Origin of the sequence: Streptomyces sp. NPDC006516, assembly GCF_040611875.1 — a bacterium.
In the GTDB taxonomy this organism is placed as follows: domain Bacteria; phylum Actinomycetota; class Actinomycetes; order Streptomycetales; family Streptomycetaceae; genus Streptomyces.
Genome location: NZ_JBEXPD010000009.1, coordinates 252,719 through 259,121 on the forward strand (window position 1 = coordinate 252,719; position 6,403 = coordinate 259,121).

General features: G+C 69.7%; 8 protein-coding genes and 1 pseudogene. 5 read left to right on the plus strand and 4 right to left on the minus strand.

All coding sequences use genetic code 11. The annotated features are described in order from the left end of the window. Positions 1-4: 4 nt before the first annotated feature. The 4 genes from ABZY45_RS24165 (at position 5) to ABZY45_RS24180 (ending at position 3,651) form a co-directional block, all read left to right on the plus strand. On the plus strand, positions 5-1,078 hold the full coding sequence (locus ABZY45_RS24165) for a Dyp-type peroxidase (RefSeq protein ID WP_356742879.1): 1,074 nt from the start codon (positions 5-7) through the stop codon (positions 1,076-1,078). After that, complete coding sequence (locus ABZY45_RS24170; protein ID WP_356742881.1) at positions 1,075-1,872, plus strand: family 1 encapsulin nanocompartment shell protein; 798 nt, start codon at positions 1,075-1,077, stop codon at positions 1,870-1,872. Before ABZY45_RS24165 ends, ABZY45_RS24170 begins: the two co-directional genes overlap by 4 nt. Further along, positions 1,869-3,317 carry a diaminopimelate decarboxylase gene (locus ABZY45_RS24175; protein ID WP_356742961.1) on the plus strand — a complete coding sequence of 483 codons (1,449 nt, stop codon included), beginning with the start codon at positions 1,869-1,871 and terminating at the stop codon, positions 3,315-3,317. The genes ABZY45_RS24170 and ABZY45_RS24175 overlap by 4 nt, the downstream gene beginning before the upstream one ends. Positions 3,318-3,390: 73 nt before the next feature. Next, positions 3,391-3,651, plus strand: coding sequence for a hypothetical protein (locus ABZY45_RS24180; RefSeq protein WP_356742882.1), 261 nt, complete (start codon positions 3,391-3,393; stop codon positions 3,649-3,651). Positions 3,652-3,681: 30 nt separating this feature from the next. On the opposite strand, the gene ABZY45_RS24185 is transcribed toward ABZY45_RS24180, so the two are convergent. From ABZY45_RS24185 to panD, 3 genes are all read right to left on the minus strand, one after another. Then, a complete protein-coding gene (locus ABZY45_RS24185) occupies positions 3,682-4,029 on the minus strand; it encodes a VOC family protein (RefSeq protein WP_356742883.1) in 348 nt (115 codons plus the stop codon). A gap of 495 nt (positions 4,030-4,524) precedes the next feature. After that, entirely contained in the window at positions 4,525-4,881 is a 357-nt protein-coding gene (locus ABZY45_RS24190) for a GNAT family N-acetyltransferase (protein ID WP_356742884.1), read from the minus strand. Between the two features lie 37 nt (positions 4,882-4,918). Then, positions 4,919-5,344 carry an aspartate 1-decarboxylase gene (gene panD / locus ABZY45_RS24195; protein ID WP_356742886.1) on the minus strand — a complete coding sequence of 142 codons (426 nt, stop codon included), beginning with the start codon at positions 5,342-5,344 and terminating at the stop codon, positions 4,919-4,921. A gap of 394 nt (positions 5,345-5,738) precedes the next feature. Between panD and ABZY45_RS24200 the strand changes: the two are divergent. Beyond that, a pseudogene (locus ABZY45_RS24200) lies at positions 5,739-5,861 on the plus strand (IS5/IS1182 family transposase); the annotation flags it as partial. A 51-nt stretch (positions 5,862-5,912) separates the two neighbouring features. Here ABZY45_RS24200 and ABZY45_RS24205 read toward each other — a convergent pair. Further along, entirely contained in the window at positions 5,913-6,365 is a 453-nt protein-coding gene (locus ABZY45_RS24205; RefSeq protein ID WP_356742887.1) for a GNAT family N-acetyltransferase, read from the minus strand. Between the last annotated feature and the right edge of the window lie 38 nt (positions 6,366-6,403).

Below are 6,403 nucleotides of genomic sequence, written 5' to 3' on the forward strand. Positions count from 1 at the left end.
GCGCATGTCGGACGCCGTACCGGAACCCGTCGCGGTCCAGCCGGTCGTAACACCTCTGACCAGCGCCGCAGTGGTTCTGGTCGCCACCATCGAGCCCGGCGGTGAGTCCGCCGTGCGCGCGGTGCTCCCCGATCTCGCGGCGTTCGCCCGCTCGATCGGTTTCCGGGTGCCGAGCGCCGGTCTCGCGTGTGTGACGGGCTTCGGCTCTGATGCCTGGGACCGGCTGTTCGCCGGCCCCAGGCCGGCGGATCTCCACCCGTTCCAGGAACTGAGGGGGCCGCTGCATCACGCCCCGGCCACTCCTGGCGATCTGCTGTTCCATGTCCGGGCCGAGCGGATGGACGTGTGCTTCGAGTGGGTCTCCCAGTTGCTCGGCAGGCTCGGTGACGCGGTGAAGGTGGTCGACGAGGTCCACGGCTTCCGCTACTTCGACCACCGGGATCTGCTCGGTTTCGTCGACGGCACGGAGAACCCCGTGGGCGATGACGCCAGGACCGCGGTCCTCGTCGGCCCGGAGGACCCGGCGTTCGAAGGCGGCAGTTACGTCGTGGTGCAGAAGTATCTGCACGACCTGGCGGGCTGGAACGCGCTGAGCACCGAGCAGCAGGAACGGATCATCGGGCGTACGAAGTTCACCGACATGGAACTCGCCGACGACGTCAAACCCTCGGACTCCCATGTGGCACTGAACACCGTCACCGAGGCCGACGGCACCGAACGCGACATCCTGCGCGCCAACATGCCGTTCTACAGCTTCGAACAAGGCGAGTTCGGTACGTACTTCATCGGGTACGCGGCTGATCCGGGAATCACCGAGCAGATGCTCCGCAACATGTTCCTGGGCAGCCCGCCCGGCACCCACGACCGCATTCTCGACTTCTCCACCGCGGTCACCGGCAGCCTCTTCCACGCCCCTCGCGCCGATTTCCTCGACGCTCCCCCGCCGCCGCCCTCCCCCGCCGGTACGACTGGCGTCCCCGAGCCGCAGGCTGCGACGGCCGGGCCCCCGGTCGACGCGTCGGTGGCGCGCGACGGTTCGCTGCGTATCGGCAGCCTGCAAGAAAGCGCCCCGCGATGAACAACCTCCACCGTGAGCTCGCCCCCGTCACCGACGCCGCCTGGGACCAGATCGAGGAGGAGGCGAGACGCACCTTCAGCAGGCACGTCGCCGGCCGCCGGGTGGTGGACGTCCGCGACCCGCAGGGACCTACGCTGGCGGCGATCGGGGACGGCCATCTGCGTGACATCGACCCGCCCACCCCGGATGTGATCGCCCGGGCCCGTACGGCGACGCCCGTCATCGAGTGGCGGGTGCCGTTCACCGTGACCAGGGCGGCGGTCGACGACGTGGAACGCGGCTCCGAGGACAGCGACTGGCAGCCCGTCAAGGACGCCGCCCGCACCTGTGCCTTCGCCGAGGACATGGCCGTCATCGACGGTTACGCCGCGGCGGGCATCACCGGGCTGCGGGACGGTTCCTCGCACTCCCCGCTGCCGCTGCCCGCGGACGCGCGCGACTATCCGGCCGCGGTGGGCCAGGCGCTGACCCGGCTGCGGCTCGCAGGTGTCGACGGGCCGTACCGGCTGCTGCTCGGCGCCGATGCCTTCACCGAGGCGTCCGAGACCTCCGACCACGGCTATCCCGTGACCACCCATCTCGCCCGGCAGCTCGACGAACCCATCCTGTGGGCACCTGCCGTCGCAGGCGGGGTGCTGCTGTCCACCCGGGGCGGCGACTTCGAGCTCTGCCTGGGGCAGGACCTGTCCATCGGCTATCTGGACCACGACGCCACCAGTATCCGGCTGTACTTTCATCAGGCTTTCACCTTCCGGATGCTGACCCCGGAGGCCGTGGTCCCGCTCATCGCCTGAAGGCTCCGACCTGCGAGGCTCCCATCGACGACAATCGCCGCACCCCACCGCCGGCCACCGAGGGCTCCCCCGGCTCTCCGAGCACCACCGGCTACACCGAGGCGCTCCGCCCCACCCGGTTCGCCGAGGCGCTCCGCCTCGCCGTCGCGCAGGGGCTGCTGGGCGAGCAGCGCCCGGTGGCGGGCTTTCTGGACGCGGACGGGGTGCGCGCGTCCGTCGACGCGCTCAGGGACGCCTTCGCGGTCGAGCCGGGGGTACGGGTTCTGCACACCTTCGCCGCGAAGGCTGCCTCCCTGATTCCGGTGCTGCGGCTGCTCGCGGACTGCGGCATGGGATGCGAGGTGGCCAGCCCGGGCGAGCTGCGGCTCGCGGTCGAGGCCGGCTTCGCCCCGGAACGGATCGTGCTGGACTCACCGGCCAAGACACGCGACGAGCTGCGGCTCGCTCTGGCCCTGGGGGTCGCGGTGAACGCGGACAGTTTCGCAGAGATCCGCCGTATCGAGGGGCTGCGCTCGCCGGACTCGGCCTCGGTCCTCGGCCTGCGGGTGAACCCCCAGGTGGGAGGCGGGTCCATCGGCCCGATGAGCACGGCGACGACCACGTCGAAGTTCGGAGTGGCCCTGAGGGACCCCGGCGCCAGGGAACAGGTCATACGGGCTTTCGCCGAGCGGCCCTGGCTGACTCGTCTGCACGCCCACGTGGGGTCCCAGGGCTGCTCGCTGGAACTCATCGCCGCGGGCATCGCCGAGACGTACGAACTGGCCGAGGAGATCAACGCGACCCTGGGTGACCGGCGCGTCACGGGTATCGACATCGGCGGCGGGCTTCCCGTGAACTTCACCGGCGAGGAGGCCCGGCCCGCCTTCGCCGACTATGTGACCGCACTCAGGGAGGCCGCTCCGAAGATCTTCGACGGGCGGTACGACCTGGTCACCGAGTTCGGCAGGTCGCTGCTGGCGAAGAACGGCTTCATCGGCGCGCGTGTGGAGTACACGAAGGACGCCGGCGGACGCCGGATCGCCCTCACACACGCGGGCGCGCAGGTCGCCACCCGTACCGTCCTCATGCCTGAGGCCTGGCCGCTCCGGGTCGGTGCCTTCGACGCGGAGGGACGCCCCCGGAGCGGGCGGCCGGTCATCCAGGACATCGCGGGGCCCTGCTGCTTCGCCGGGGACATCGTGGCCCACGCCCGCGAACTGCCCGAACTACGTGAGGGCGACTTCGTGGCGCTGTACGACACGGGGGCGTACTACTTCTCGACCCCGTGGGCCTACAACAGCCTGCCCCGGCCCGCCGTGTACGGATTCGCGGGGGACCCGGGCGGCGCCGGCCTGCGCTTCGCCCCTGTGCGCGACGCTCAGACGCTGGACTCGGTGGCAGCGGAGAGCGGGCTGGTCCACGTCGACGTGCTGACCGAGCTCTGCGGGACCGTCCGCCCCTTGTAGGGCGTGTATCGAAAGTGGATCTCGGGGTGCGATGATCTTGGTTCGTGGCACGTGGAGATCTGACGGATGCGGAGTGGGCGGTGCTGGAGCCGCTGGTGCCGGAGGGCAAGAAGTCTGGTCGGCCGCCGATGCGGGCCCGGCGGCAGCTGAGAAGCTGGGCTCCCGCCGTGGCCGCCCACCGAAGTTCGACAAGATCGACTACAGGGAGCGGCGCGCGGTGGAGTGCGGGATCGACCGGCTCAAGAGACACCGGGCGGTGACCACCCGCTACGAGAAACTCGCCGTCCGCCACGTGGCGGCCGTGCTCGTCGCGGCCATCGACGAATGGCCATGACCCGCATTCTCCTGTAGCCGGGAGGACCCGTCAGCGGTGGCCCAGCACGTTGACCACCCGGCCGTTGGGGTCACGGACGAAGAACCGGCGCACCCCCCACTCCTCGTCCTGCAGGGGGTGAACGATCTCCGCGCCGCTCTCCCGCATGGCCGCGTAGGCCGCATCCACGTCATCTACTTCGACGCTCATATCGGGAGTGACTGGTGCGGTCTTGTCACTGGCCATGAAGCTGATCTGCGCCGTCGGGCTGGACGGGGACGCGAGCGTCATGATCCAGCCATGGTTCATGACCTCCTCGAATCCGAGCAGGCCGTAGAACTCCCGGCTCTCCTGCGCAGCCTCCGACCGGAGATTGGGTACGACACGGCGAACGGCCATCGGCAACTCCAAGGTGACAACAGACCGGCGTTGATGCTCCCCACAGGAGTACTACGCCACACCGGCCGCCGCACGCACTCTCGATACACGCCCTTAGGCCGATGGACCCGTCGGCCGGACGGGTCCGCCCCTGGACCGGTGGTCACGTCGGCCGGACTACCGCTCCGCTCATCCCGTCGGCGAGGGCGAGGGCTCGGGCTCGGGAACCGGCTCGGGATTCGGGTTGGGCGGCTGCGGGATGGGATCCGGCGCCGGACCCGGCGGTACGGGACCCGGCGGAACAGGCGGCGGGGAAGGCACCGGCGTCGGCGGCCCCGGCACGGGCGGGGGCGTCGGCGCGGGCGGCACGGGGTCGGGATACGGGTGTGTCATCACGGGCCTCCAACGACGGCTGGCGAGGACGAGTCGATCTCATCTCCACCGTCTCCCCGTGCGGCTGCCCGCGCCTGCCGAGTCCATACGTACACACTGTGCCGACTGCGGCCCCGCCCGGGTTCAGAGCAGCTCAGGATGCGACGCGAGCTGCCGCTCGGCCCCGCGCACCAGCTCCTGCGGGACCTCCGGCGCCTGGTCGGCATGGCGCTGGGCCCACCTGGCGACGTACGGACAGAGGGGCACGACGGGAACGCCTTCGCGGGCCGCCATGGCATAGAACTCACGCGCGAGGGCGCCCGCCATGCCCTTGCCCCGGTGCTCGGGTTCGACGACGGTGTGTACGGCCACGAGGGCCCCCGGCTCGGGGTACATCACGAAGTACGCGATGACGCCCGTGACGGTTCCGTCCTCGTAGGCCACCAGCTTGCCGTGCTCCCGGTCGTCCCGGATCTCGACTGCGGTGTTCGCTCCTGCCATGGCGGGTGCTCCCTCGGTCAGGGGCCGCGTGAGCGGGTCAGCTCCGCGCGGGAACGGCGTGGGGGCTGCGCTCGGTGCGGGTGCCCGGCACGGGGGCGGACGCGTCGGTCCCCAGCTCGACGATGCGGTTGCCGGCATCGACGTGGACGACACTGGGCACGAGCGCCCGCGCCTCGGCATCGTCGACCTGGGCGTAGCTGATGAGAATGACCAGGTCACCGGGGTGGACGAGGTGGGCGGCAGCACCGTTGATCCCGATGACGCCGGAGCCACGCTCCCCTTCGATGACGTACGTCTCGAGGCGGGCGCCGTTGTCTATGTCCACGATGTGCACGAGCTCGCCCGGCAGCAGATCGGCGGCGTCCATCAGATCGGCGTCGACGGTGACCGATCCCACGTAATGCAGGTCGGCCTGGGTCACGGTGGCGCGGTGAATCTTGGACTTGAACATCGTACGCATCATCGAGACGCTCCTGAATTAAGGCTCCCTGCCTGCGTTTTTGCAGGTCAAGTGCTATTTCCCTACCTTACAACCAGTCGCGCGTTCGGGCAGCTTTCCCCAGGTTGTGCAGGACTCATGCTCACCGCTTGCTCACTTTCCTGACAGCCCGCCAGGCAGCTGCAGGAGACCTTGCCCCCTGGCCCCCACCACGACGACTGCACAAGCCTACGCAGCTTCCACCGATGGGTGCTCGTGATCACCGTCACTCTGACAATCCGGGCGGCAGTCAGGAACAAGGGCGACCCACCGGGAGCCTGGCTGCGCACCGCCATGGGCCACTCGGCCCAGGCCCCTCTATGCCGCTTCGAAGGGAGGGGACACCCACGGCGCAACAGGAATTGGCAGGGCCGAAGCACGCCTGGCCCGCGACCACGAAGCCCGCCCGCACCGCTCCGAAGCCATGATCCACCTCGCGATGATCAACCTCATGACCCGCAGACTCACCGCAGAATCCGCTCCGAGCTGGCGCGGAACCTGAACCGCCCCCAATCGGTCGATCCGGGATGAAACAACGGGACGACACGCCCTCTCAGTGCAGCTCCAGCATGATGTGCTCGTGTTCGCCGTACGTGACCGTGCCGGTGCGCCGGAAGCCGTGCTTCTCCAGCAGCCGCACCGAACCGGTGTTGCCCGCGAAGGGATCGGCGTACAGGGGCCGGGTGGTCTCCCGGGCCAGGAAGAGGCCCAGCGCCTGAGTGCCAACGCCCCGGCCCCAGTACTCCCGGCCGAGCCAGTACCCGATGAAGCGCCGCTCCTCGTGCCACCAGGCCACCAGGTTGCCCGCCAGCTGCCCGTCCACGGTGACGGCTTGCACGAGGTTGGAGGGGTCGCCCAGGACCTTCGTCGTCCAGTGCCTCATGAAGGCCTCGCGTTCACGGGGCGGGAAGTTCGACCGGCGCGCGGCTTCCGGGTCGTGTTCCTGGGCGAGGAACACCTCCAGGTCGGCCTGGCTGACGTCTCGCAAACACACGTCGTCATTCATGCTCAGGGAGTCTGGCATCCGCCTCTGACAGCCGGAGG

Coding starts and splice junctions, on each gene's coding strand:
- ABZY45_RS24165 (WP_356742879.1), top strand. CDS start 5: ATGTCGGACGCCGTACCGGAACCCGTCGCGGTCCAGCCGGTCGTAACA.
- ABZY45_RS24170 (WP_356742881.1), top strand. CDS start 1,075: ATGAACAACCTCCACCGTGAGCTCGCCCCCGTCACCGACGCCGCCTGG.
- ABZY45_RS24185 (WP_356742883.1), bottom strand. CDS start 4,029: ATGGCCGTTCGCCGTGTCGTACCCAATCTCCGGTCGGAGGCTGCGCAG.
- ABZY45_RS24190 (WP_356742884.1), bottom strand. CDS start 4,881: ATGGCAGGAGCGAACACCGCAGTCGAGATCCGGGACGACCGGGAGCAC.
- panD (WP_356742886.1), bottom strand. CDS start 5,344: ATGATGCGTACGATGTTCAAGTCCAAGATTCACCGCGCCACCGTGACC.
- ABZY45_RS24205 (WP_356742887.1), bottom strand. CDS start 6,365: ATGAATGACGACGTGTGTTTGCGAGACGTCAGCCAGGCCGACCTGGAG.